Genomic DNA, 23718 nt, shown 5'->3' on the forward strand with positions numbered 1-23718 from the left:
GCAAATTGTTTTTGAGCCCCAATATCATATGTCTGTTTTTAAATCTGCTTTCTACGCATTAATACTATTTTCACCTTCTCTATATGCACAGGAGGTTAGTAAAGATACCATTACATCCTATCAATTAGAAACAGCAAAAGTGTCTGGCTATTTTACAGAACAGCCCCTATTAACAACACCAGGATCTGTTTCTATAGTCGGGCAGAAAGCAATTCTTAGTCAAAATGGAGCTACTTTATTACCGAGTTTGAATACCGTTCCGGGCTTACGGATGGAAGAACGCTCACCAGGAAGCTACCGTTTGGCCCTTCGTGGTAGTTTAATCCGTTCTCCTTTTGGTATCCGTAATGTGAAAATATATGTCGATGAATTTCCAATAACAGACGCAGGTGGGAATACTTACCTCAATCTTATTGATCCGGCTTCCATTTCGCAAATTGAAGTTCTAAAAGGTCCTGATGGATCTATTTTCGGACCGAACTCGGGAGGTGTACTCATGATTAAACCTAATGGCTTTCAACATAGTCCGTTATCGAAAACCTCACTTAACCTTGCTGGTGGATCTTTTGGATTCGCACAACAACAACTTTCGATACTACAGCAGATCAACCAAAAATATCAATTTTCCCTTGATCAAAGTTTTACAAGATCCGATGGTTATCGAGAAAATTCGGCTTTAAATAAAAAAACTATTCAAACAGCACACCTATGGAACTATCATCGACAAGCAAGTCTTAAAGTCTTTGCCCTTTATAGTGATTTGAATTATCAAACACCAGGAGGACTTACGCTAGAACAATATCAGGAAAACCCACGTATGGCACGTCCCGCTACTCCAGCCACACCATCGGCTAAACAACAAAAAGCGGCGATTGATAATAAAACTTTTTTCGGAGGAATATCCCATAAAATCAACATCAGTAATAAACTATCCAATACGATCACTATTTTTGGCTCATCATCAAAAATAGAAAATCCATTTATCAGTAATTATGAATATCGAGATGAACAAAACTTAGGGTACCGAAGCTATTTTTCTTACGAATCGCAGGATCAATTGAATTGGCAATTACAAATTGGTACAGAAGGTCAAAAAGGTTGGTATGATATTGCTAATTATGATAATAAAAACGGAGTTTCCACAGATCCTCAAGCAGAAGATAAATTGGAAAATTGGCAGAATTTCTATTTTGTAAGGGGTAAAATTATTCTTGCAGAAAAATTGACCGTGGAGGGTGCTCTTGGGTTGAACCAGAATCAAATTGCTTATAGACAAGTATATCCTCAAACCTCGCAACAAAAAGAACGAATCTCTTTTGGAACAACGTGGATGCCGAAGTTTGCGGCATCCTATCTGCTTACACCAAAACTAGCCATCCGAGGTTCCATTTCCTCTGGATTCTCAGCTCCTACAATTGCTGAAGTCCGATCATCGGACAATATCATCAACACAGCTCTGAAACCTGAATCTGGTTACAACAAAGAGATCGGATTACGATGGGAATGGATGAACCGTCGTTTTATTACCGATATTTCCTACTATCAGTACAAAATGAATAATGCCATTATTCGCCAGTTAAATGCAAATGCGGTAGAATATTACCAAAATGCTGGAAAGGTAAACCAAAGTGGAATTGAGAGTTCCATTATGGGGTACATTATAAAGCCTTCTTCGGAAAAGTTGGTGCAGGCGCTGTACATCAATTCGAGCGTGACCTACAATCATTACCGATTTAAAGATTATGAGATAGGGAATAACAATTATGATGATAATAAACTTACTGCAGTACCGGACTGGATTATTGTTCATGCTTTAAACCTAGATTTTGCCCATCAACTTGGTATCCATGTGCAACATAATTATACGTCAAAAATTCCGCTAAATGATGCAAATACAGCATTTGCAGATTCCTATCATCTAGTTCAGGCAAAGATCCAATGGGGATTCAAATTTTCAACTAAATTCATGGCAAATGTATACCTCGGAGTCGATAACCTACTGAATGAAAAATACAGTTTAGGAAATGACATTAATGCATTTGGGAATAGATACTACAATGCCGCACCAACACGAAATTTTTTCGCTGGACTAAAACTAAGTTATTAAATGAAACGAGACTATATCATCAGAAAACATTCAACTGATGAACCTATACCTTACGATTTACTGTTATTGGCAGATGAGACGAAAGCAGCTATCGACAAGTACATTTCGACCTGTACCATCTTTACATTAGTACATCGAATAACTAACGAGATTGTTGGAGTCATGGCAGTAAAACAAATAAATTCAGATACGGTTGAACTAAAAAATATTGCGATCACAGCACAGTACCAAGCGCAAGGTCTGGGCAGCGACATGCTGTCTTTCTTAAAATCCCATGCACAGGAAGAAAATTTACTGCATATCTGGGTTGGTACTGCGGATGTAGGCTTTCAACAGCATCGATTCTATATGCGCAATGGTTTTGAAATGAATCACATCCGTCATAACTTCTTTATGGAAAATTATGCTGACCCTATTATAGAAAACGGACTGCAGATGAAGCACATGCTTGTCTTTGCATACCGTTTAAAAACGAATACAGATTAAACTACCTGCAACACAATATAAATAATTATACATACCTTTAAAAATAATAGCTTTACAAAAAGAGCATTTAGATACCATGAGCAATTTCAATTATCCATTAAACTTTCTATTTAAAATTTCGACTTTTCATAATGACTTCACCATAAAGGATAGTGAGGATCGTACACTCTTTTATGTTCGTCAAAAACTGTTCAAGCTTAAAGATGAAATTATGATCTTTTCAGACGAAAGTAGATCAGAACAGCAGTATGGTATAAAAGCAGACCGTTGGTTAGATTTTAATGCAAATTATACTTTTACAGATACCAGAACTACTGAAACGATTGGTAAAGTAGGCCGAAAAGGAATGAGATCGATATGGAAAGCTAATTACAATGCTTTAGACATAGATGGTCTTGAAGATTATACCATCAAAGAAGACAATGGCTGGGTAAAAGTTGGCGACAGCTTTTTAGGAGAAATACCGATACTCAATATTCTTACCGGCTATGTATTCAACCCCTCATACACCATGTATAATAAAGAAGGAAATAAAATATTACAGCTCAAGAAAAAACCTTCTTTTTTCGGCCGAAAATTTACATTGGACAAACTCGCGGATATCAATCCAAAGGATGAAACAAGACTTATTCTTTGTTTTATGATGATGATCTTACTAGAGCGCGAAAGAGGATAAAATAGAAAAGGAGAATACAAGATGTATTCTCCTTTTCTATTTTATAAACCTTTAATCTGACGGTTCAAGTGATATAGCTTAACAAGCCTTTCTATAAAAAACAGGATCAATATCGCATAGATGATCTGAGAAACTAACAAGGCATTTTCCTGTTGCGGTAAATTGAATTGGAGGTCTTTCCATGACTTGCTGAGTAGATAGTTCAGTCCAAGCCCAAATATCATTCCTGCTAAGAAAAAATAAATTCCTCTCTTACGATCCTCTAAAACAGCAACCGCTTTTTTTTCATCCTGTTCGATTGTTTGCATTACGCGACTTTCAAAATCAGAAAAAGGCATTTTAAGTTTACTGCTCTGCATTAATGTCTTCATTAATTCATCATTATTTTCCATGCTACACATTTGCTTTATTCATTAATTCCTTCAATATGGCGTACATTCGTTTACGGCCCCGGTGCAAGATGACTCTTGTATTTGCATCAGTCCAGCCCGTTATTATCGAAACCTCTTTGATACTTTCTTCCTCCAGATAAAATAACCTTAAAGCCAAACTTTCATTTGCCGGTAATAGACAAAGTGCTTCATTGATCATCTGACTCCGTTCTTCTTCCTCCAATAAAGTCAGGTCACTTTCATCGATCACCTCTTTATCATAATCTGACTGAAAATCTAAGACTTCAATCTTAATCTTTCGCAATTGCATAAAGGCTGTATTGACGACAATTCGATATAACCAACTGCTAAATTTGGACTGCTGATTAAACGTGTCGAGTTTATGGTAACATTTGACAAAAGCATCCTGCGCGACTTCTTCTGCAAGCGATTCGTTTTTCACAATACTCATTGCAACAGAAAAGACCATATCCTGATATTTTTGCAAAAAATATCGAAAGGAATCGCGATCTCCCGCTAAAACTTTATCAATATACTGTTGATCCATCAATCCCTATCCTGCTTAGGTTTATCTACATAATTAGCAACAATCATGGCAATACCGCCACAAAGTACAATAATCGAAACTTTAAGTACACCGACAATATTTTCGGTCTGATATTGCGAAATTAAACCAACTATCAACAGCCCGATGCCAATTCCTACTATAAATACACCTAAACGTAACCAGTGTGAAATTCGAACTTGTTTTTTATAAAATTGCGATAAGTCCAGCCCTGCTTCGATCAAGGCCATACGCTCTTTATTTCTTGCTTGAAAATAGTAATAAAGCGTGAAGAAAATTGTACTAAAAAATGATACGAACATAATTGCACCCATTGTTTCCTTTTCCATAATTTATATTTTTCTCATTAGATGCAGACCGATCATCAAATGTTACAACTTAGCACTATAAATTTTAAAAAATGCTTTTTTAGTCTTTTAACAAAAAATATTTCTGGAAAACGAATTTACATCGTTGCGCTTATATTCATACTGATATAACAGTTTTAAAGACTCTGACCATAAATATTGAAGAATAAAATTGGTTTTATATGACGGAATTAAAATTGTAAATAAAACAAATTTATCTAAGTTTGAGTAGCATGTATACAAAAGACGTTTTGCCACAGGGTTCAGATGATTTTCACCAGTTTCGATTCTCAGATATTCATTTTAACAATGAAAATCGATACAGCTTTTATTCTTGGATGTCAAACTTATCCGATAGCAACGCTCCAATCCGCATATTGACACTAAAGAAAAATGAAGGCCATTTCTCTATCCTCTCCCTAGGTATTCCCTACGATATCATTGTCGTTTATGACACTCCCGTACTCTCATTACTGTGCAATTGCTCTGAAAGCGAAGAATTCTGTATCCATCAAAAGCTAGTTCTGAATGAAATCTTTAAAAATGATCAGGTATATTTATTTTTCTCCGATCATGCTTATCAGAATTATCTAACTAAAATAGCAGTTAAATATGGGATAGAAGATGAACAGCAACTCGAGGATTATTTCGAAATTCAATGCATTGACGGTGTTGTAAAAACCATCAAAAAACAGGATAATTTACTAGATTTATCTCAAGATATTCTTAACACCGCAACAAATCCTGATTTAAAACGCAACAATAAGGAATTAGAACAGCTAAGCAACATTCTAGTACTTAAAGAGCATAAATACTATAAACACCCTCAGGTGTTACTCTATCGTGCACCCCGCGCTAAAAATGGTTCGCTAAAAAACCCAGTACAGCAACTTTCATGTGAGGAAATGATCTGGAAAAGTAAAGATATTACAGAAAGTCAATTTTTTACCGCACTTCATTTTTTAGGGCAGAACACAATAGAAGAAAGCAAACAACAGATCACCGCCTTTAAAAAGCTGATTAAAAATCCACTAGGACTGGAAATCTATCAACATGATAAATCCTTATCGCAAACTATCGGGGCAAATAGTCTGACGCAGATCACATTAAGAGAACTACCCAAAACAATCCGAATTGACATCGATCGCGTCGGGAGATTTTTCACTGTTAAAAGCTCAATTCAAATCGCTGGACAAGATCACGCTTTACAGCAGCTTCCTGTAGTCTTTGATTATTTCGTTCAGTTACAGCAACATTTCTATTTTATAGAGCATGCACAAATCCTTGCCCTGTTCAAACTTTTCAACACGACAGCAGATCACCTTATCGTACATCAGTCCAAATTCGAAGGTTTTAACAAGGATTTTTTAGTAGCAATGGAGGAGATTGTAGAAGTCAACTATCTACATATTCCCAAAGCAAATAGTAAACAAATCAAAGAACAACAGTTTTATAACGACACCGAATCGATTATCTATCTTGAAGAATCTGGTGATTATATCAATCTCATTCCGACCATGCGATATGCGGATGTAGAAGTTCCTGTTCGAAGCAGAAGATCTATCTTCGGATTTGATAAAAATGGACAAAAATTTTTAGTGAAACGGGATCTCGAAGCAGAACTCAAGATCATCAGCTTGATCATTAAGCAACATCCCTATTTCCAGGAGCAACTTGATGAAGATTTTCAGCACTTCTATCTGCATCGTAAACATTTCCTTGAACTGGACTGGTTCTTAAATGTGTTTGAAGATTGGCGCAATCATCATATTTCCATCATCGGATTTAACGAAATAAAAGCAAATAAATTCAACTCCTTTAAAGGTAAAATAGCAATTCATGTGCTCAGTGGACAGAATTGGTTTAATGTAAATGTGGATCTGCAGTTTGATAAAAGTAAAGGTTCGCTTAAAAACCTTCAAAAAGCTATTCGTAATAAATCAAAATTCATTACACTAGATGATGGTACGCAAGGTATATTGCCCGAAGAATGGTTGAATAAATTTGAACAGTTCTTTTTAGCAGGCGAAATCATTGATGACAGCCACTTACAGATTGCAGAAACAAATTATACAGCCATTGATCAATATTTTGAGGAACAATGGTTATCCCAAATAGCAAAAGAACGTTTGGAAGAAATTAAAAGTAAAATACGCAACATCGATCAGGTCAAACCCGTAATATTATCAAAAGATTTTATCGGCGAACTCCGTAATTACCAACATGATGGATTGAATTGGCTAAATTTCTTAGATGAATTCAATTTTGGTGGTTGCTTAGCGGACGATATGGGACTCGGAAAAACCATTCAGGTCATTGCTTTTATTTTAGATCAACGTAAAAAAGTAAAAAACAATTGCAATTTACTGGTACTTCCAACCACGCTAATTTTCAATTGGAAAAACGAATTGGAGAAATTTGCTCCTTCCATTAAGGTACTTATATTACAAGGTGCAGATCGTCAAAAAAACACCTTTGGATTCGATCAATATGACCTGATACTAGTTTCTTACCATAATTTATTGACCGATATTAATCACTTAAAAAAACACACTTTCAATTATATTTTCCTAGATGAGTCACAGCAGATTAAAAACCCCGAATCACAACGTTACCAAGCTGTTACCAAACTCAGTTCTCGTAATCGTATTGTAATTACAGGTACACCGATCGAGAACAGCACCATGGATTTGTTTGCGCAACTGTCGTTCGCCAATCCCGGATTATTAGGTTCGAAAAAATATTTTAAAGATGTCTATACTACGCCTATTGATGGATTCAGCAATAAAAAAAGATTGGAAGAATTGCAACGCAAAGTAAAACCTTTTATTTTGCGACGTACAAAAACGGAGGTTGCCAAAGAGTTGCCAGCAAAAAATGAAATCGTACTTTATTGCGAAATGAAGCCTGCTCAAAGACATATCTACGATACTTACGAAAAGGAATTTCGGGAATTTATCTCAGTCAAAGATGGAGATGAAATACGCAAGAGTCCTATGCATGTATTAAAAGGATTGACCAAATTACGTCAGATCTGCAATTCAACAAAATTGCTAAAAACAGATGATTTAAGTGTAGAACAAGATGCATGCAAGATTGAAATGCTTATCGAACAAGTACTCGACAAAAGTCCATATCAGAAAATCATCATCTTTTCCCAATTTGTGAGCATGCTAAATCTAATCGAAACAGCTTTAGCCAAACATAATATCAAAGTGCTAAAATTAACAGGACAGACAAGAGATAGACAACATATTGTAACGCAATTTCAAGAAAATGAAGCACAGCGAGTCATACTGATAAGTTTAAAAGCAGGTGGAACGGGCTTAAATCTTACAGCGGCGAGCTTAGTATATTTGGTTGATCCTTGGTGGAATCCTGCAGTTGAAGCGCAAGCTATCGACCGCGCCTTTCGAATAGGTCAAGCAAAAGATGTCACCGCGATACGCTTAATCTGCCCGGATACTGTGGAGGATAAAATCATGAAACTGCAAGCCAATAAAACAGCAATAGCAGATAACATCATTTCCAGTACTTATAATCCGATTGCAGACTTTATGAATAAAGAACGCCTACTGAGCTTATTTCAATAAATCGAATTGCTACATACAAAGCGAATGTAAAGAGCTCATCTATGCCCTTAAAACATACATTTTTAAATAATTATCCTGATGAAAAAACTAAAGCAAAGCATTGAATATCTGAAATCTTTAGAACATATTTCTATAACGGCTAATTTAGATGATATTTGGTCGTATATCTGCTATTCCCCTAAAATGCCATTGCGACATCATCAAGAGCTACTAATACAGTTAGCTTCAAAAGATGAATTAGCAGTAAAGGATGAATTTTTCAGTGGTCACCTATTATCTTTTCCTGTCTACCGTTGGGGATCGGGCAAAGATTTAGTTTTGTTGACGCATGGTTGGGGATCAAAAGCCGCAGATTTTTCGATGCTTATTGATAAACTATTGGAAAATCCAGATTTAACGATAATCGCATTTGACGCACCTGGAAATGGAGGAGCTGAAGGAGAATTATCCAATTTAATTTTATACATTGAAGCTGTTCAAACTATTATTAATACCTATGGTTTACCTGCAATAGTCATCGGTCATTCTCTCGGTGCCATGGCTAATATCGCAGCATTAGCAAAAATTAGACATACTCCGAACTGGATCATTAGCCTTACTCCACTAATAGATTTAAAAGCAAATTTCGCAGCTAGTATGGATTTCGTAGCTGTACCAAAAGATGTTCAAGAGCACTTTTTTCTGAATTTTGAAGAAAAATTCAATATGAAAACCGCTTACTTTCATTTAAACAGTTTATACGATTTTGATAATAGCCAACAGCATCTTGTACTCTATGATCAACAGGACAAAATTGCGCCCTATACCTATCTGCAATCATTTTTTAAAGTTCATCCCCCGACAGAGGCGATAGACTTGAATGGTGTCGGTCATGAACGCATCTTAAAATCACCGGAAGCAATCTCCTGCGTTCTTGAAAAGATTTACTTAACATAGAAGCTGTTCCATGAATTTCAAATCAAATAATCTTAATTTAAATTCAATACTTTTTGATGGATAAAATACAGCAAAATACCCATAATACATCTTCATTATGACATCAAAGGGGCAAAAAGCAATCTTCTAATGTTTACCTTTGTATCACAAACATTTATAAAGTAGCATGATTAAAGCAGTTTTTTTTGACATCGACGGTACTCTTCTTAGTTTCGACACCCACAAAGTCCCCGCTTCAACCGAAAAAGCCATTCAAGAATTAAAATCAAAAGGTATAAAAGTAATTGTTTCTACAGGAAGGTCTATCAATAGTTTAGATCACATCAAATACCTTGACTTTGACGGATTTATCACTTTTAACGGTGGTTATTGCATCACGAAAGAGGGTGATGTACTTTTCAGAAAAGGTATTCACGCCACTGATATTCAATCTTTGATTGACCATGCGGCAAAAAATGAAGTAAGCTTCTCTCTGATGTCAGAACAAGAAATCAGTATTTTTCAAGTAACACCGGAGATCGCTTCCATGTATGCACTCTTAAATTTACCTGTCCCGCTTCAAAGATCTTACTCAGACTTTGATATGGGATCTGTGCTTCAAACCAATATCTTCATTCAACCGGAGGAACAGGAAGAATTCATGAACAATGTAATGCCTAATTCTGTGGCCAGCCGTTGGACCCCGCTATTTGCAGATGTGAATCCTTTAGGTCAAAGCAAACAAATTGGTATCGATATTTTCATCAAACACTTTAATATCGACATCAAGGAAACCATGTCTTTTGGTGACGGTGGAAACGATATCACCATGTTGAAACATACGGCCTACGGAATTGCTATGGGTAATGCCAATCCTGAGGTAAAAGCTATTGCAGACTATATTACAGATGATGTAGACAGTGACGGTATATACAATGCTCTAGCACATTTTGAGGTTATCTAAAACCTCAAAGTTAGATTTGCGCGAAATGTATGTGCATTGCTATTCATAATAAGTGTATGTTGATCACCAAATTCATACTGTAGACGAGCCTGATAATTCTCCACAGAGTCATTAACTTTTTGATCTACAATATGGTGATTAACATGATTTGTAATATCCAATGAAATGATTTTTTCAAATACTGAAATCTTGATTTTCATTGGATATTTTTCTGCTGCATGATATCCTTGCCACAAAGCATTCTGAACCAATGGCAATAAGATAAACCTCGGTACAGACAAAGTGGGATATTCGATCTTTTTAGTCCAAACAACGGAAAGGTCTACAGCAGAAATCTGACTGAATAAAAAAACATATCTTTCCATAAAATCAATTTCTGCTTCAGCACTATTCTGAGTTTCCAATTGCGAAACAATATCCTGATAAGCTAGAAAAGCTTGTAAAAATAAGGTATTCTTTGGATCATCCTTAATTTTATCCAAGCAACCTCGTATAAGTTCTACATCAAACTGACTGTTTACAAAAGAAAGTTTTGCCTTATCTTTCCATTGTTCGTGTAAGTTTTCAGGAACTTTACTGCTCCATAAACGATTCCATAATCGATCCATCACCACCTTTAATTTAAAATCCTAATAACCTATTTAAACTTATCTAATGTCTCTGAAACCCTAAATTCAACAATTCTTCCGATGAGTTCAAATGGGATCGCCCCCCGTAACGGAAACTGCACCGAACCTTTACCTTGCTTATATGAAGCAAGTTCTATTTCGAATTTTGAATGACCAGTCGGCGTTGCATAAAATCCGATATGCTTTTGATAACCACCGAAATAAACAAGCGGTTTTCCTTTTAATTTATAAGCAGGCATGCCATAAGCTATTCCTTCAGTAGCTTGAGGAGCATGCTGCAGAATTGTATTACGGACCTGCAACAAGATCTCCTGCACTTCTTTTGGAAAAGAAGCAATATACTCTTCTACTGTTTTAAATTCAACATTCATCACTAATTATGATTTAAAGTTCAAGATAAATGTAAACAAAAGGGAACCATTTTACCAATGATTCCCTTTTGTTTTATATAAACGTATGTATTTGTGTCTTATTCTAAACCACTGACACCACCTGAAACAACGAGCTTCATCGCGTCTGTAGCAGACATATCTAATTTGGTTACCAAGGATGATTTTACAACGACCACCTGACCTGCAAATGAATATGAATAGGGAAAATAAACCACCACTTCATCTGTAAGCTTAATTTTTGATAGATCTGATTGTGTCAGAAAACCAATTTTACTAACACCTATTTCATTCACTTTAACTAGAACAGGAACATTAAATTTTTTGGCATCACCTACAAAGGCTTCAGTAAAATCTTTAATGGATGAATATAGCGTATTCAACAAAGGAATACGGTTAATCTGATTATTCAGCCAGTGTTTAATTGGATCTGTCACAAAATTGGTAAAAACAATCCCTGCTACAACCAAAAATAAAATGACTGTTAAAATACCAATTCCGGGAATATATAAAGGATGCCCTGTCTCATCCTCCAGGAATAACCCTGTAAGGTTAAGCGCCGAATCGACTGAAGCAACAATCCAAACAATTAAAAAAACCGCACCAGCTAAAGGAACAACGACCAAAGTTCCTTTGATAAGATAATTTAAAAAAGCTCTAATTAATTTTGATAACATATCACTTGTATCTAAAAGACCCTACAAAGATGCGAAATAAGCCTCGAATTACTCGTAAAAATAAACTCTTTTCACCCGTTGTGAGATATTGACCAACAATTCATACGGGATGGTTCCTATAGCCAATGCCGCTTCCTTGATATCAGGATAAACAATGACTTCGTCTTCTTCATTAACATTAATATCTGTCACATCCAACATACACATATCCATACAGATATTTCCAATGGTAGAAACCAGTTGCCCGTTGATCGACATTTTACCTACTCCATTACCGAACCTGCGATCATAACCGTCTGCATAACCGATCTTGATGGTTGCGGTTCTGCTCGCACGTTGCAACATACCAGCGCGATTGTATCCTACTGTTTCATTAGCCGCAAGCTCTTTTATCTGGGTAACATTGGTCTTCAGAACACTAACTTCTCTCACCGGCAGATCATCTCGATCCATATCAATTCCATAAAGACCAATCCCTAAGCGTACCATATCGAAATAAGCACTTGGCCACAGATCAATACCCGATGTCGCAGCAATATGTCTGATAAAAGAATACCCTAATTCCTCCTTAAGTTTTGTAGTGAAAACATCTAAAAGATGAATCTGACTCTCAGTAAAATCATTATCAACAGCATTTCCTGCCGAAGCTAAATGTGAAAAAACAGACTGCACTTTCATCGCATCCTGATTTTTCAATATCGCTAGCAGTTCATCAACTTCCTCTGGCATAAAACCAAGACGATGCATCCCAGTATCAACTTTAATATGGACTGGAAAATCTTTTAGTCCTTGCTGTAAGAGATAGCGGAGAAATGAATTTAAAACTCTAAAACTATAGATCTCTGGTTCCAACTTATGATGTACAATAGCATCAAAGGCATTTTCATCAGGACTCATTACCACTATTGGAAGTGTGATGCCTCCATTTCTCAGATCAACACCTTCATCAGCAAAAGCAACCGTCAAATAATCCACATGATTAAACTGTAGTAAATTAGCAATTTCAAAACTTCCACTTCCATAAGAAAAAGCTTTTACCATAGCCATCAATTTAACACCTGCAGGCAACAGACCCCGATATACATTGAGGTTATGTTCCAATGCATTTAAATTAATCTCTAATATCGTATCATGTGATTTAGCAACCAATCGTTTACTGATCTGTTCAAAATGATAATCACGTGCACCTTTTATCAAGATCGTTGAATTGCTATAATCAATATGCTTAAAACCATCTATAAATGATTTTGTATCCGAGTAGCTGGCCGTGGGTAATGAAAACTGTGCTTGCAACTGACTCAAAATAGGTCCGATAAAAATCAAATCAGTTAATCCACTAGCTGCGACCAAACGCTTTAGTTTACTGATACTCTTCTCATCATGCAACTGTACACCAGGAATATCGGATAAGATTAGGACCTTACGAGAATTTTGCTTTTGTTGCTTTAAAAAATCCAATGCAATCTGTAGCGCTACCAGATCATTACTATATGAATCATCAATAATGGAAGTATTATGTTTTCCTTTTTTCAATTCAAGACGCATCTCCATCGGTTGCAACGTGGCAATACGATCGGCTATAGTTTTAAAATCATAACCAAAAGTAATCATCACTGCAATACATGAAATCGCGTTCTCAATTGATGCTTGATCAACAAAAGGAATTTTAACCGTAAAAAACTGACGGGAAAAACATAAACTTACCAATGTAGCTTGATCACCTTCCTTCTTAAGCGAATAAACCTCTAATTGACACGATTCATCCTCTCCCCAGGCAAATTTGTAAATCTGAGACGGCATATAGATCTGTTCAAGATACTTTTTAGGATAGACCAATACCTCAGCATCTGTAAAAAGTTTCAGCTTCTGCGCAATTTTTTCCTCTTTCGATTGAAACCCTTCTTTATGGGCTACCCCGATATTGGTTAATACACCATGCGTGGGTTTAATCATTTTTTGGAGTTTCTCCATTTCACCGACCTCACTTATTCCAGCTTCTATGATGGCGAAATTATATTGTTCATTTAGTTCCCATAGTGATAAAGCAACACCCAGCTGTGAATTATAGCTTTTAGGACTGCGATAGATTTTATATTCTGGAGATAGCAGTTGAAACAACCATTCTTTGACGATAGTCTTACCGTTGCTCCCTGTAATACCCAATACAGGAGATTTAAATTTCATGCGCTGTGTTTCTGCTACTGCCTGTAATGCTAAAAAAGTATCTGCGACCCATAAAACATTAGCATCTGGCAATATCAGTTCTTGCTGAAAGTCATTTTGTAACACAAAATTTCTAATCCCTTTACTATAGGCATCCATGATAAACTCATGTCCATCACGACGATTGATCAAGGCAAAGAATAATCCTGTTTCAGCATTTACGATCTTACGTGTATCATAAATCAGATTTTGAATGATAGATTTATGATGAACAATAATTGATCTTTTAGGAACAACAATCTCTGAAATATCCGATATGGTATACATTTTTTAAAATATTTATTCAATCAAAGCTCCACAATTTTTCAATAAGTTCAATATATTTTTGAAATTTGTAAAGATGTTTGACGAAGAGAAAACGAGAAAAAAAATATACACACCTAAGCAAGCATTGCTTAAGGCTGCCAGTTATTGTGCTTATCAAGAACGGGCACAACAAGAAGTCCGGGATAAATTATACGAATGGGGCTTGCATCAAGAAGATGTAGAGGAAATCATTTCACAATTGATATCGGACAATTTTCTAAATGAAGAACGCTTTGCTATAGCCTATACTCTAGGTAAGCTTAGAATAAAAAGTTGGGGAAAGATTAAGATTAAGCAGTCCTTAAAACTCAAAAGGGTATCCGACCCTTTAATCAAAATTGCATTTTCAAAAATTGATTTAGATGAGTATGAAGATAAACTCCATGATCTTTTAGATAAAAAGCAACTATCATTGAAAGATAAAGATGTCTATATTCTAAAAAACAAGTTATTTCAATATGCTTTATCAAGAGGTTTCGAAAGTGATCTCATTTCTTCTCTCCTGAAAGAAAAGGGCTTATAAAAAAAAGACAATAAAGCTTATATTAAAATTTGTTTTTTTAATTATTAGCTCTATATTTGCATCACCAAAACAGAAAACAACTTGTTAACTGTTAGCAATGCGAAAATAGCTCAGCTGGTAGAGCACAACCTTGCCAAGGTTGGGGTCGCGAGTTCGAATCTCGTTTTTCGCTCCACATTAATATCACCTGCCTAGGTGGTGGAACTGGTAGACACGCAGGACTTAAAATCCTGTTTCCGTTAAGGAAGTGCGGGTTCGATTCCCGCCCTAGGTACAAGAAAAGCTCATCCAAAAGATGAGCTTTTCTTGTTTATAGACCTTTGATTTTTTTATTGATATCAATAGATTTACCATTGCATTTTATTGTTTCCATCTTGTATATTTCTAGATAGGTGATAGTGATATTATAGAGGTTTTATAGAGGGTTCATAGAGGTATATCTCTATAAACCCTCTATAAATACACAATAAAATGTATCTAAGATCTCAAGTACTTTTTAACCTGTCCTCTACATGATCTTCATCATTTTATATCAGCTCATAAGGCAATCGCTACTGAATAAAATTTCCTTCAACACGATCGATTTTTCCCATATAAACAATTTTAGGAGTTTATAAATTTATATACCTTTAGCCATCGACAACTTACTTTTAAAAGTCCACCGTATTTTAGAAAAAAAGTATAAAAGAACTGAAAAATATGCATATGACAATTATTAATAATGCGAATTTGAAATACCTCAATCATGATAGATAACATCAAAATCACAGAAACCAAGGTCTTATCAGACAATTGGTACGTCTTGCGAAAGATCACTTACGAATATTTGAAAAAGGACGGCACCATTATGAGTCAAAGCAGGGAAGCATACGACAGAGGAAACGGTGCCACTATTTTACTGTACAACAAAGAACAGAAAACAGTTATCCTTACCCGTCAATTTCGTCTACCTACATTTGTCAATGGAAATGAGAGCGGTATGATGATTGAAGCTTGTGCAGGTTTGTTGGATAAAGATAATGCCGAGGATTGCATCAGAAGAGAAACTGAAGAAGAAACGGGTTATAAAATTACAGATGTACGTAAAATATTTGAAGCTTATATGTCCCCTGGATCTGTCACAGAAATTCTGTATTTCTTTATAGCCGAATATGCTAAAGAAATGAAAGTCAGTGAAGGTGGTGGGCTAGAACAGGAGGAAGAAAATATTGAAGTTTTGGAATTGCCTATAAAAGAAGCGATGCAAATGGTTGATAATGGCGAAATCAAAGATGCCAAAACCATTATGCTGCTTCAATATATTAAACTCCAGCATATTTTATAGTATTTGCCATTGATTCTCCCTGCCCATAACTCCACCTCTGCCAGGGAGAATCATTATTCGCTATACCAGCAGTCCCCATCAATAAAACACTTCACTTCTTAAAGTATATGGTTCTGTCACAAAAAGATGGACAGACTAAAATAAATCTACCTCTTTTCGTTTATTGAGATTTTTTACCTAGTTTAGTGGAAACTTTAGGGGTGTCTGCAAAATTTGCAGGCTGAGATTTTACCCTTAGAACCTGATCCGGATCATACTGGCGTAGGGAAAAGTAGATGTCTTCATTGTGCATATACCGGCACAACTGTGGCCATTCCTAAAGTTTTTTATTTAAAAATTTTAAAAGGAATGGAACTCACAATTAATCACCAATTACGTTTTTTTGAACAGCCCCCCACCTCTTTGGAAGGTTTGATGCTTTTGGAATTCCCAGAAAAAAGCAAGGGCATTGCTGTCGCTATTAATAACCAGGTTATACCCAAAACGGCTTGGGCAACAACCAAACTACAGCATCAGGACTCAATTCTAATTATCGCTGCAACACAGGGCGGATAAATCTCTTATACCTATTACTATACCATCATGTTAGAACAAAACATTACCCAGACCCCATTTCCAAATTCAAAAAAAGTCTATATTTCAGGTCAGCTCTATCCTATTCAGGTTGCCATGCGTGAAATTACATTAAGTCCGACCAAACTTAGCAAGGGTGGAATAGAAATCAATCCTCCAGTCACTATTTATGACACTTCTGGTCCGTATACGGATGAACAAGCACAGATTGATATCCGCAAAGGTCTTGCTAGAACTCGTGAAAATTGGATATTGGACAGAAAAGATGTTCAAGTTTTATCACAAATCAGTTCAGATTATGGAAAAGAAAGATTGGCAGACTCGGACCTGGATGAACTCCGTTTTGAATACAGCCATAGACCTAAAAAAGCATTAGCGGGTAAAAATGTAAGTCAACTGCACTATGCAAGAAAAGGAATCATAACTCCAGAGATGGAGTATGTAGCCATTCGCGAAAATCAGCGTATTGAGCAAATCGAAGCAGCAACTAAAGGTATGGATCATCAGCACACCGGTCACAGTTTTGGTGCCCGTACTCCAAAGAAATTAATTACCCCTGAATTTGTAAGAGAAGAAATTGCCGCCGGAAGAGCAATTATTCCAAACAACATTAATCATCCAGAAAGCGAACCGATGATCATCGGCCGCAACTTTTTGGTAAAGATCAACGCTAATATTGGTAATAGTGCCGTTACCTCAAGCATTGAAGAAGAAGTTGATAAAGCTGTCTGGGCATGCCGATGGGGTGCTGATACAATTATGGATCTTTCAACAGGTAAAAATATTCATGAAACACGCGAATGGATCATCCGTAATTCTCCGGTGCCAATTGGTACAGTTCCTATATATCAAGCTTTGGAAAAAGTAAAAGGCGTTGCAGAAGATCTGACATGGGAAATATTCAGAGATACACTAATTGAACAAGCCGAACAAGGGGTTTCTTATTTCACCATCCATGCAGGAGTACTTTTACGTTATATCCATTTAACAGCACAACGTGTAACAGGTATTGTTTCCCGAGGTGGCTCGATTATGGCAAAATGGTGTCTGTTCCATCATAAAGAAAACTTCCTTTACACGCATTTTGAAGAGATCTGTCAGATTATGAAGGAATATGATGTTGCTTTTTCCCTAGGGGATGGACTTCGACCAGGTTCTATAGCTGATGCTAACGATGCTGCACAATTTGCTGAATTAGAAACCTTGGGTGAGTTGACCAAAATAGCATGGAAACATGATGTACAGGTTATGATCGAAGGTCCAGGTCATGTACCTATGCACATGATCAAAGAAAACATGGACAAACAGCTTGAGGTTTGTGACGAAGCACCATTTTACACTTTAGGCCCATTGACAACAGATATTGCTCCGGGTTATGATCACATCACCTCAGCAATTGGCGCGGCAATGATTGGCTGGTTCGGCTGTGCCATGCTTTGTTATGTTACCCCAAAAGAACACCTCGGTTTACCTAACCGAAAAGATGTAAAGGATGGCGTGATCACCTACAAACTGGCTGCACATGCGGCAGATTTGGCTAAAGGACATCCTGGTGCACAATACCGAGACAATGCTCTAAGTAAAGCGAGGTTTGAGTTCCGTTGGGAAGATCAGTTTAACCTTTCCTTAGACCCTGACACAGCCCGAGAATTTCATGATGAAACTTTACCTGCAGACGGCGCTAAAGTTGCTCACTTCTGTTCGATGTGCGGCCCTAAATTCTGCTCGATGAAGATCACACAGGAAATCCGGGATTCTGCAGAACAAGGCATGATCGATATGTCAAAAGAGTTTATCGAACAAGGTAAAGAATTATACTTATGATCATCGTCTTGACAGCCGAGCATGATATTGATAACGAACTCCAGACCATCAACAGTGTACTGGATGCAGGATTGGAACTATTGCATATTCGAAAATATAATTTTTCGGATGATGATATGTGTCAATTTATTTATGGAATAGATCCGCAATATCGAAATCGTCTTGTCATGCATAGCCATCATCATCTAGCCGAAAAGTTAAACTTAAACCGGTTACATTTTAATGAATATGATCGAAAATCAAAAAAACAAAATCAGTATAGTCATACCGTAATCCGATCAACATCTGTACACAGTATGATAGATTTTAATCAACTGGATAACCAATGGTCATATGCACTGTTTAGTCCGATGTTTTCAAGTATTTCAAAACCAGGTTATGGTAAGGAGCATACTATCAAAGATCAGCTAAAACTTCGGAATAATCAGCAAGTTCAATTAATTGGGCTTGCTGGTATCCATTCCGAAAACCTAGGCCTTGCATATGACGCCGGCGTCGATGGTGTAGCTTTATTAGGAACAATATGGAAGAGTGCACAACCTGTAAAAAGTTTTAAAAATTGTCTTATAAAAGATCATGCGTATTGCCTGTAACAATTGCTCTTACAGGTAATTCATTCCTTTACAGATGATTAGAAGGAAATACCCAAACCGGATTATACTGAGCAGAAAAATGCGATAGTAAAAAAATTGAAATAGCAATGACAGCATACCCCAAAAATATCACGTTCAGTAAGATACAGTATATCTCGCAGGGAGATACGGCTATTGAACAGGAGACTAACATTAATAATGCACTACAAGCGGGTGCAGATTGGATTCAGCTACGCTGGAAACAAGGCACTAAAGATGAAGTGCTCGCATTAGCACGTCGTATTAAACAGCATTGCTTGCAACATAGTGCTACGCTTATTATCAATGATTATCTGCACATAGCCAAAACCATTGATGCTGCTGGAGTTCATCTGGGATTAACAGATACTGACATACAAGAGGCCCGACATGTATTAGGCCCGCACAAAATAATTGGTGGTACAGCAAATAATATTTCTGACGTACAGCAACGCATCACAGAAAACTGCGATTACATCGGTCTTGGCCCTTTACGGTTCACCGCAACTAAAAACAATTTAAGTCCAATATTAGGCTTAACAGGATATCAAGACATCGTTTATCATTTAAAAAACAACGGTCAAAACTATCCGCCGATTTACGCTATTGGCGGTATAACACTTGATGATATCGTTCCCCTACAAGATATTGGCATTTATGGGATAGCACTGTCAAGTTTAATCACCGTACACCCTCACTACATTCAAGAACTTAAAAATAAACTACAATGGATACATTAAAAATAGCAGATCAGATATTTCAATCGAGACTATTCTTAGGAACAGGAAAGTTCGGAAGTCTGCAACAAATGAAGGAATCTATCGTCGCATCGGGTTCTGAATTGGTCACGATGGCTTTAAAGCGTTTGGACCATCAGTCTTCCTCAGACACATTTCTCGAGTCTTTACAAATCCCTGGCGTAAATTTACTCCCCAATACCTCTGGAGCACGTAATGCAAAAGAAGCAGTCTTGGCCGCACAACTTGCTCGTGAAGCCCTGGAAACGAACTGGGTAAAACTCGAAATTCATCCAGATTCACGCTACCTGATGCCCGATCCGATCGAAACATTGTTGGCTACAGAGCAACTTGCAAAACTCGGTTTTATTGTGCTCCCTTATATGCATGCAGATCCAGTGCTCTGTAAAAGACTAGAAGAAGCTGGAACGTCAGCAGTAATGCCTTTAGCTGCACCCATAGGAAGTAATAAAGGACTTCGAACATTGGACTTTTTAGAAATGATCATCGCCCAAAGCCAAGTTCCTGTTATTATTGATGCTGGAATTGGTGCTCCTTCCGATGCTGCAAAGGCAATGGAAATCGGTGCTGATGCTGTTTTAGTCAATACAGCTATTGCATCCGCAAAATATCCGATACAGATGGCGACGGCATTTAAAGAAGCTGTAATAGCAGGTCGCAAAGCTTATCAGGCAGGATTAGGTATATCAGAAAATCGTGCTATCGCTTCTAGTCCGCTAACTTCATTTTTAATCGATTAAGAACGTTTTATGCAAACTTTTCAGGAACTATTTACACTATACAGCTGGCAGGAAATCAAGGAAAAGATATATAATACCACAGTTGAGGATGTCAGAAGAAGTCTCCGTAAAGAAAAAAGAAATTTAACTGATTTTCTAACCTTCCTTTCTCCTGCGGCCATTACTGAAATAGAAGAAATGGCCCAATTAACGCAACAAATCACACAACGTCGATTTGGTAAGACAATCCAGTTATATGCTCCTTTATATCTAAGCAATGAATGTCAGAATATCTGCACCTATTGCGGTTTTAGTATGGACAATAAGATCAAGCGCAAAACACTTTCGAATACAGAATTACTGCTAGAAGCCATGGCGCTAAAATCTATGGGTATCAGTCATGTATTATTGGTAAGCGGAGAAGCCAATAAAACAGTTGAGATCAATTACTTTAAAAATGCGATTGCATTGCTGAAGCCCCACTTCGCGCAGATATCCATTGAAGTACAACCTCTGCTTTTAGAAGAATACCGTATTCTGCAGGAAGAAGGGGTTAATACTGTGCTTGTCTATCAGGAAACCTATCATCAAGAGGTTTATAAAACATATCATCCAAAAGGCAAAAAGTCAAATTTTGAGTATCGGCTGAATACACCAGACCGTATAGGTCAAGCCGGAATTCATAAAATTGGTCTTGGTGTTCTTTTAGGTCTAGAAGACTGGCGTGTCGATAGCTTTTTCAATGCGTTACATATTGATTATCTTGAGAAGCATTATTGGCGTACAAAATATTCAGTTTCATTTCCTCGATTACGACCTGCGGAAGGTGTATCCACACCGAATTTTATTATGGAAGATCGTGATTTACTGCAATTGATCTGCGCTTATCGTTTATGGAATGAAAATCTAGAAATATCCATATCAACTCGTGAACGCGAGAAATTTAGAGACCATATCATTCCTATCGGTGTCACGACCATGAGCGCCGCTTCGAAGACAAATCCAGGTGGCTATGTGGTCGATCCACAGTCGCTTGAACAATTTGAGATCAGTGATGAGCGCAGTATGGAAACTATCCAAGGTATCATCAGAAAGGCTGGATACGATCCCATTATGAAAGACTGGGACATAAGCTACTCTGGTAGGCAATAATAATTATAACACAAATTATCGTATTTATGCAACAGCACAGTGCTTTTGATCGATACTCCCGCCAAGTTTTTATTAATGAAATTGGTGTTGAAGGGCAACAGAAAATTATGGCGGCAAAAGTCCTTGTAATTGGAGCAGGTGGACTAGGTTCGCCTGTTCTTCAATATCTCGCTGCTGCTGGAGTAGGTCATTTAGGGATTGTTGATTTTGATCATGTAGAAATTCATAATCTCAACAGACAAATTATACACAATGAAAAAAGTGTACATCTACAAAAAGTAAAAAGTGCGGCAGTATATATCCGCGAACTCAATTCATCCATCCAAGTCGACAGCATTGCGACAAAAATCACTTCGGAGAATGTTGATGTTACCCTAGCGGGATATGACATTGTTGTAGATGGTTCTGATAACTTTACTACACGCTATCTGGTCAACGATGCTTGTGTACGTTCCAACAAAGTTTTGGTGTATGGAAGTATTCTTGCTTTCGAAGGTCAAATGGCTGTTTTCAATTACATGGGCAGTAAACAATTGCGTGATTTATTTCCAGAGCCTCCCCATCCAAAAGATGTTCCTAGCTGTGATCAATATGGGGTATTAGGCCCTCTGCCTGGAATCATGGGAAGTATGATGGCCATGCAGGTATTAAAAATTATAACAGATCTACCTGTTGATTCCGACAAACTGACGCTAGTTGATACTTACCACTGGAGATTCACTACGCTCTCATTTTAAGTTTTGACTACTATGAAAGCTTGTATTAGTTCCCCTACATATCTAGCAAGGTGGTGAATTCAAATTTAAACACATCGTATTTTGAAGCGGGATAAAAATTATCTCGCTTCATTTGAGGGAATTACGCTTAAGCTATAAAAAAACATTTTGTAGTATCTATAATCTCCCTATATTTGCAGTATCAAAAGCGAAAATAGCTCAGCTGGTAGAGCACAACCTTGCCAAGGTTGGGGTCGCGAGTTCGAATCTCGTTTTTCGCTCCACATTAAATCACCTGCCTAGGTGGTGGAACTGGTAGACACGCAGGACTTAAAATCCTGTTTCCGTTAAGGAAGTGCGGGTTCGATTCCCGCCCTAGGTACAAGAAAAGCTCATCCAAAAGATGAGCTTTTCTTGTTTATTTTAAATATTTCGAATTGCCTCCCTTTACATGTAATTGACCAAGATATCCCTTAAAACTTAAATTTCGGATTTTAAATCCTGATCATCATGTATTTCAAAATACAATAACCCCAGCGATAATACATCCGCTCCCTTCAAAAAAGTTCTTGCATAATCAGGTAGGCCTGATCATGCGGAAAAATCCAACCACACCACTGATCTCAAATAAATATCAGCAACCCTTGCCTACCAACTGGTAGGTTTGTATATTTACAAAAAAATAATTGATGTCAACAAAAGAACAAATCATACGAGTTGCTGATAGCCTGATTCGGGATAAGGGTTACAATGCCTTTAGCTTTTTTGATATATCTAATGCCGTTGGAATAAAAAAAGCTTCTATTCATTATCATTTTCCACAAAAGATAGATTTGGGAATTGCAGTTATAGATTATCATATTGAAAACTTTCACAAAATGAAAAAGGATTTTGAAGATAAGTCTCCACTACAAAAACTAGACAAGTTCCTCTCTATATACAGGAATATTAAAAATGACAATAAAATATGTATCGTTGGATCGCTATCTACTGATTACAATACTTTAGATATAGGTATAATTGAACATCTAAAGATTTTTTCCGAACAGGTGTTAAATTGGGTGATTGCTTGGCTTAAATATGGTCAAGAACAGGGTACTTTTCATTTTAAAGGTGAGCCTAGAACAAAAGCCGTCTTACTTATTTCCACGATGATTGCAAGTGTACAAATTACTAGACTGACCGGTGATGAAGATTTCACTCTCATACAAAAAATTATTAAAGAAGATTTAATTAAAAACGATTAAAT

The 23718-nt window shown here is 36.8% G+C and carries 23 protein-coding genes, 4 tRNA genes and 1 riboswitch; of the genes, 20 read left to right on the forward strand and 7 right to left on the reverse strand.

Translation table 11 applies throughout. The features are described 5' to 3' along the window. The first annotated feature begins 28 nt into the window (after positions 1-28). The 3 genes from FHR29_RS14300 to FHR29_RS14310 all read left to right on the forward strand — a co-directional run bounded on the left by FHR29_RS14300 (position 29) and on the right by FHR29_RS14310 (position 3269). A complete protein-coding gene (locus tag FHR29_RS14300) occupies positions 29-2107 on the forward strand; it encodes a TonB-dependent receptor (RefSeq protein WP_183915467.1) in 2079 nt (692 codons plus the stop codon). Continuing rightward, positions 2108-2593, forward strand: coding sequence for a GNAT family N-acetyltransferase (locus FHR29_RS14305; protein ID WP_183915469.1), 486 nt, complete (start codon positions 2108-2110; stop codon positions 2591-2593). A 76-nt stretch (positions 2594-2669) separates the two neighbouring features. After that, positions 2670-3269 carry a hypothetical protein gene (locus FHR29_RS14310; protein ID WP_183915471.1) on the forward strand — a complete coding sequence of 200 codons (600 nt, stop codon included), beginning with the start codon at positions 2670-2672 and terminating at the stop codon, positions 3267-3269. A 41-nt stretch (positions 3270-3310) separates the two neighbouring features. Here FHR29_RS14310 and FHR29_RS14315 read toward each other — a convergent pair whose 3' ends face one another. Genes FHR29_RS14315 through FHR29_RS14325 form a run of 3 tightly spaced genes read right to left on the reverse strand, consistent with a single transcriptional unit; the run spans position 3311 to position 4555 of the window. Further along, a complete protein-coding gene (locus tag FHR29_RS14315) occupies positions 3311-3661 on the reverse strand; it encodes a hypothetical protein (RefSeq protein ID WP_132771885.1) in 351 nt (116 codons plus the stop codon). A gap of 1 nt (position 3662) precedes the next feature. Next, positions 3663-4208 (reverse strand): RNA polymerase sigma factor, encoded by a 546-nt coding sequence (locus tag FHR29_RS14320; protein ID WP_183915473.1) that lies wholly within the window; start codon positions 4206-4208, stop codon positions 3663-3665. Further along, entirely contained in the window at positions 4208-4555 is a 348-nt protein-coding gene (locus tag FHR29_RS14325; RefSeq protein ID WP_132771887.1) for a DUF6249 domain-containing protein, read from the reverse strand. The genes FHR29_RS14320 and FHR29_RS14325 overlap by 1 nt, the downstream gene beginning before the upstream one ends. A gap of 251 nt (positions 4556-4806) precedes the next feature. Between FHR29_RS14325 and FHR29_RS14330 the strand changes: the two genes are divergently transcribed. The 3 genes from FHR29_RS14330 (at position 4807) to FHR29_RS14340 (ending at position 10045) form a co-directional block, all read left to right on the forward strand. Then, complete coding sequence (locus FHR29_RS14330) at positions 4807-8166, forward strand: DEAD/DEAH box helicase (RefSeq protein WP_183915475.1); 3360 nt, start codon at positions 4807-4809, stop codon at positions 8164-8166. Positions 8167-8244: 78 nt separating this feature from the next. Beyond that, entirely contained in the window at positions 8245-9102 is an 858-nt protein-coding gene (locus tag FHR29_RS14335; RefSeq protein WP_183915477.1) for an alpha/beta fold hydrolase, read from the forward strand. 166 nt (positions 9103-9268) lie between these two features. Then, positions 9269-10045 carry a Cof-type HAD-IIB family hydrolase gene (locus tag FHR29_RS14340; RefSeq protein WP_183915479.1) on the forward strand — a complete coding sequence of 259 codons (777 nt, stop codon included), beginning with the start codon at positions 9269-9271 and terminating at the stop codon, positions 10043-10045. Here the strand turns inward: FHR29_RS14340 and FHR29_RS14345 are convergent. From FHR29_RS14345 to FHR29_RS14360, 4 genes are all read right to left on the reverse strand, one after another. Then, positions 10042-10653, reverse strand: coding sequence for a hypothetical protein (locus FHR29_RS14345; RefSeq protein WP_183915481.1), 612 nt, complete (start codon positions 10651-10653; stop codon positions 10042-10044). The genes FHR29_RS14340 and FHR29_RS14345 overlap by 4 nt on opposite strands. A gap of 29 nt (positions 10654-10682) precedes the next feature. Continuing rightward, complete coding sequence (locus tag FHR29_RS14350) at positions 10683-11045, reverse strand: iron chaperone (protein WP_183915483.1); 363 nt, start codon at positions 11043-11045, stop codon at positions 10683-10685. Positions 11046-11143: 98 nt separating this feature from the next. Continuing rightward, positions 11144-11740, reverse strand: a complete 597-nt coding sequence (locus FHR29_RS14355) for a DUF502 domain-containing protein (protein WP_132771894.1) — start codon at positions 11738-11740, stop codon at positions 11144-11146. A gap of 48 nt (positions 11741-11788) precedes the next feature. Then, positions 11789-14230 carry a bifunctional UDP-N-acetylmuramoyl-tripeptide:D-alanyl-D-alanine ligase/alanine racemase gene (locus FHR29_RS14360; protein ID WP_183915485.1) on the reverse strand — a complete coding sequence of 814 codons (2442 nt, stop codon included), beginning with the start codon at positions 14228-14230 and terminating at the stop codon, positions 11789-11791. Between the two features lie 73 nt (positions 14231-14303). Here FHR29_RS14360 and FHR29_RS14365 point away from each other — a divergent pair, with 73 nt between their 5' ends. From FHR29_RS14365 to FHR29_RS14430, 14 genes are all read left to right on the forward strand, one after another. Then, positions 14304-14792, forward strand: coding sequence for a regulatory protein RecX (locus tag FHR29_RS14365; RefSeq protein ID WP_132771896.1), 489 nt, complete (start codon positions 14304-14306; stop codon positions 14790-14792). A gap of 99 nt (positions 14793-14891) precedes the next feature. Continuing rightward, a tRNA-Gly gene (locus tag FHR29_RS14370) sits at positions 14892-14967 on the forward strand. A gap of 14 nt (positions 14968-14981) precedes the next feature. Then, positions 14982-15066: transfer RNA gene (locus FHR29_RS14375), tRNA-Leu, on the forward strand. A 471-nt stretch (positions 15067-15537) separates the two neighbouring features. Further along, on the forward strand, positions 15538-16116 hold the full coding sequence (gene nudK, locus FHR29_RS14380; protein WP_132771897.1) for a GDP-mannose pyrophosphatase NudK: 579 nt from the start codon (positions 15538-15540) through the stop codon (positions 16114-16116). A 186-nt stretch (positions 16117-16302) separates the two neighbouring features. Further along, positions 16303-16401, forward strand: a riboswitch (TPP riboswitch). A 21-nt stretch (positions 16402-16422) separates the two neighbouring features. Continuing rightward, on the forward strand, positions 16423-16671 hold the full coding sequence (thiS, locus tag FHR29_RS14385) for a sulfur carrier protein ThiS (protein WP_221197858.1): 249 nt from the start codon (positions 16423-16425) through the stop codon (positions 16669-16671). Between the two features lie 27 nt (positions 16672-16698). After that, on the forward strand, positions 16699-18513 hold the full coding sequence (gene thiC / locus FHR29_RS14390; protein WP_183915487.1) for a phosphomethylpyrimidine synthase ThiC: 1815 nt from the start codon (positions 16699-16701) through the stop codon (positions 18511-18513). Then, positions 18510-19106: a thiamine phosphate synthase gene (locus FHR29_RS14395; protein WP_132771899.1), complete on the forward strand. Its 597-nt coding sequence runs from the start codon at positions 18510-18512 to the stop codon at positions 19104-19106. The genes thiC and FHR29_RS14395 overlap by 4 nt, the downstream gene beginning before the upstream one ends. A gap of 107 nt (positions 19107-19213) precedes the next feature. After that, positions 19214-19864, forward strand: a complete 651-nt coding sequence (gene thiE / locus FHR29_RS14400; RefSeq protein WP_132771900.1) for a thiamine phosphate synthase — start codon at positions 19214-19216, stop codon at positions 19862-19864. Next, on the forward strand, positions 19852-20622 hold the full coding sequence (locus tag FHR29_RS14405; RefSeq protein WP_132843943.1) for a thiazole synthase: 771 nt from the start codon (positions 19852-19854) through the stop codon (positions 20620-20622). Before thiE ends, FHR29_RS14405 begins: the two co-directional genes overlap by 13 nt. Before the next feature lie 9 nt (positions 20623-20631). Beyond that, complete coding sequence (thiH, locus tag FHR29_RS14410; RefSeq protein WP_183915489.1) at positions 20632-21753, forward strand: 2-iminoacetate synthase ThiH; 1122 nt, start codon at positions 20632-20634, stop codon at positions 21751-21753. 26 nt (positions 21754-21779) lie between these two features. Continuing rightward, positions 21780-22490: a HesA/MoeB/ThiF family protein gene (locus FHR29_RS14415; protein WP_132771903.1), complete on the forward strand. Its 711-nt coding sequence runs from the start codon at positions 21780-21782 to the stop codon at positions 22488-22490. A 187-nt stretch (positions 22491-22677) separates the two neighbouring features. Next, positions 22678-22753, forward strand: a tRNA-Gly gene (locus FHR29_RS14420). A gap of 13 nt (positions 22754-22766) precedes the next feature. Next, positions 22767-22851, forward strand: a tRNA-Leu gene (locus FHR29_RS14425). A gap of 307 nt (positions 22852-23158) precedes the next feature. Next, complete coding sequence (locus tag FHR29_RS14430; RefSeq protein WP_132843946.1) at positions 23159-23716, forward strand: TetR/AcrR family transcriptional regulator; 558 nt, start codon at positions 23159-23161, stop codon at positions 23714-23716. Positions 23717-23718: the final 2 nt, after the last annotated feature.

Origin of the sequence: Sphingobacterium sp. JUb56 (assembly GCF_014191365.1) — a bacterium.
In the GTDB taxonomy this organism is placed as follows: Bacteria; Bacteroidota; Bacteroidia; order Sphingobacteriales; family Sphingobacteriaceae; genus Sphingobacterium; species Sphingobacterium anhuiense.

Excerpts from the sequence above, each read along its gene's own strand:
- FHR29_RS14300 (WP_183915467.1), top strand. The coding sequence starts at position 29 with ATGTCTGTTTTTAAATCTGCTTTCTACGCATTAATACTATTTTCACCT.
- FHR29_RS14305 (WP_183915469.1), top strand. The coding sequence starts at position 2,108 with ATGAAACGAGACTATATCATCAGAAAACATTCAACTGATGAACCTATA.
- FHR29_RS14310 (WP_183915471.1), top strand. The coding sequence starts at position 2,670 with ATGAGCAATTTCAATTATCCATTAAACTTTCTATTTAAAATTTCGACT.
- FHR29_RS14315 (WP_132771885.1), bottom strand. The coding sequence starts at position 3,661 with ATGGAAAATAATGATGAATTAATGAAGACATTAATGCAGAGCAGTAAA.
- FHR29_RS14320 (WP_183915473.1), bottom strand. The coding sequence starts at position 4,208 with ATGGATCAACAGTATATTGATAAAGTTTTAGCGGGAGATCGCGATTCC.
- FHR29_RS14325 (WP_132771887.1), bottom strand. The coding sequence starts at position 4,555 with ATGGAAAAGGAAACAATGGGTGCAATTATGTTCGTATCATTTTTTAGT.
- FHR29_RS14330 (WP_183915475.1), top strand. The coding sequence starts at position 4,807 with ATGTATACAAAAGACGTTTTGCCACAGGGTTCAGATGATTTTCACCAG.
- FHR29_RS14335 (WP_183915477.1), top strand. The coding sequence starts at position 8,245 with ATGAAAAAACTAAAGCAAAGCATTGAATATCTGAAATCTTTAGAACAT.
- FHR29_RS14340 (WP_183915479.1), top strand. The coding sequence starts at position 9,269 with ATGATTAAAGCAGTTTTTTTTGACATCGACGGTACTCTTCTTAGTTTC.
- FHR29_RS14345 (WP_183915481.1), bottom strand. The coding sequence starts at position 10,653 with ATGGATCGATTATGGAATCGTTTATGGAGCAGTAAAGTTCCTGAAAAC.
- FHR29_RS14350 (WP_183915483.1), bottom strand. The coding sequence starts at position 11,045 with ATGAATGTTGAATTTAAAACAGTAGAAGAGTATATTGCTTCTTTTCCA.
- FHR29_RS14355 (WP_132771894.1), bottom strand. The coding sequence starts at position 11,740 with ATGTTATCAAAATTAATTAGAGCTTTTTTAAATTATCTTATCAAAGGA.
- FHR29_RS14360 (WP_183915485.1), bottom strand. The coding sequence starts at position 14,230 with ATGTATACCATATCGGATATTTCAGAGATTGTTGTTCCTAAAAGATCA.
- FHR29_RS14365 (WP_132771896.1), top strand. The coding sequence starts at position 14,304 with ATGTTTGACGAAGAGAAAACGAGAAAAAAAATATACACACCTAAGCAA.
- nudK (WP_132771897.1), top strand. The coding sequence starts at position 15,538 with ATGATAGATAACATCAAAATCACAGAAACCAAGGTCTTATCAGACAAT.
- thiC (WP_183915487.1), top strand. The coding sequence starts at position 16,699 with ATGTTAGAACAAAACATTACCCAGACCCCATTTCCAAATTCAAAAAAA.
- FHR29_RS14395 (WP_132771899.1), top strand. The coding sequence starts at position 18,510 with ATGATCATCGTCTTGACAGCCGAGCATGATATTGATAACGAACTCCAG.
- thiE (WP_132771900.1), top strand. The coding sequence starts at position 19,214 with ATGACAGCATACCCCAAAAATATCACGTTCAGTAAGATACAGTATATC.
- FHR29_RS14405 (WP_132843943.1), top strand. The coding sequence starts at position 19,852 with ATGGATACATTAAAAATAGCAGATCAGATATTTCAATCGAGACTATTC.
- thiH (WP_183915489.1), top strand. The coding sequence starts at position 20,632 with ATGCAAACTTTTCAGGAACTATTTACACTATACAGCTGGCAGGAAATC.
- FHR29_RS14415 (WP_132771903.1), top strand. The coding sequence starts at position 21,780 with ATGCAACAGCACAGTGCTTTTGATCGATACTCCCGCCAAGTTTTTATT.
- FHR29_RS14430 (WP_132843946.1), top strand. The coding sequence starts at position 23,159 with ATGTCAACAAAAGAACAAATCATACGAGTTGCTGATAGCCTGATTCGG.